Here is a 1526-nt window from a genome sequence, read left to right as displayed (position 1 = left end):
CATGATCCGCTCCTTCCTCCATTGAACACCGACATCCTACACGGAGATCGGCGGGAGGGGCGGGCCATCCATAAAGGGGGGCGCGGTCGCCAGATCGGTCGAACGAAAGGCGGCATGAACATTAAGCTGCATGCCATCTGCGACAGCCAGGGCCGCCCGCTGAACCTGTTCGTGACTGCGGGTCAGGTCAGCGACTACATCGGCGTACGGGCCTTGTTGAGCAGCCTGACGAAGGTCGAATGGCTACTCGGGGATCGCGGCTATAATGCTGGCTGGTTGAGAGAGGCGTTGCAGCACAAGGGGATACGGGCCTGCTTAGCCGGAAGCAACGCAAGACGCCAGTCACGTATGACAAGCGCCGCAACCGGATCGAGATCATATTCGGCAGGCTCAGGAATTGGAGGCGCGTGGCAGCTCGATACGACAGATGTCTGAAGAGCTTTCTCTTGGCAATGCCTCTGGCCGCGACCGTCATATATTGGGAATGAACATGACTGTAGCGCTCGTTGTCAATCGTTGTATTGTGTGCCCTACGGCCGAACACAAGGTCCATCAGCGAGTCGGGTTCTTTGTCACAGGTTCATTGTTCTACCGTCATGCTGCACTGGAACCGCCGGTGCTCCCATGTGTGGGATCAAGAAGTCCCGTACGAGCCAATGACATGAACCAGAGCAGCGATGATCAGGATCCCTTTTTCGACCGGGCGCTCGGCAATCTGCGCAAGGAGGTTGAGCACGTGAAGCTGTCACCAGGTACGGCTGACCTTGTTCGGGAGTTGCGAAAGGCATCTTCAGGCGACGAGTAGAATTTTGGGAACAAGCTGCCGGGCTGCCGGTTCAGCGCATCCCAGGACGGGCTGCGCTGAAGCCACCGACGCAGATCGCCAACGGCCATGCCTGTGATGCCCACTCAGGCAGGCCACGTCGCGCCCACGACACGGCGGTCGGCTCCCATCGGTCAGCACCCCGCGACGGGGCCGGGACGACTGGTCCCGGACCGCATGATGATGTTCCCGACAGAGGCGCACGCGCCTCTGCCATCTACGGTCCACTGCGCAACCAGTCGTCCCGGACCTTGTGCCCTTGACCAAGGCGCATCACAACTCTGCAATTGATCTGAAGCCACATCGCAACAGTTCGGAACACCGGCGATCGGGTCAGCCACTCGCGTCCGGATCAAATTGGCATGTTTGGGACCTCCGAGCCCGATCCGCCGACTATAGACTTTTCTGGTGTGGTGCAGGGGGCGGCGCTGAAGGAACGTTCAGCGCCTGACATTTGAGGTCGGATGGTCCACGTCTCGCGGACCACAAGGGCACCAGCTGTGGACATGCCTGCCGCTGGTCCGCGTCTTGCGCGCCATCGCTATGCGGCAGATCGCCTCGTCGTGACCGCATCTCCGAACTCATTGGTCACGTCCGTCAAGCTGGTGTAATTTCCCGGGAGGCCTGAGGGCATGATCAGGCGGCTTTCGTGGTTATGCTGAGAATGGGGTCGATCTCCTCGGTGTCGATGCGGGCGAAGGCC

1 protein-coding gene and 1 pseudogene are annotated in these 1526 nt (G+C 60.3%); both read left to right on the top strand.

What is annotated here, in order from left to right:
- Nucleotides 1-66 precede the first annotated feature (66 nt).
- Nucleotides 67-488, top strand: a pseudogene (locus OC184_RS20095) (IS5 family transposase); the annotation flags it as partial.
- 173 nt (nt 489-661) lie between these two features.
- On the top strand, nt 662-805 hold the full coding sequence (locus tag OC184_RS20090; RefSeq protein WP_265508943.1) for a hypothetical protein: 144 nt from the start codon (nt 662-664) through the stop codon (nt 803-805).
- The last annotated feature ends 721 nt before the right edge of the window (nt 806-1526 follow it).

Source organism: Paracoccus rhizosphaerae (genome assembly GCF_026162645.1).
GTDB classification, from domain to species: Bacteria; Pseudomonadota; Alphaproteobacteria; order Rhodobacterales; family Rhodobacteraceae; genus Paracoccus; species Paracoccus rhizosphaerae.
The sequence above is the reverse complement of the archived record's forward strand: the minus strand, read 5'-3'. Positions and strand labels throughout refer to the sequence as shown.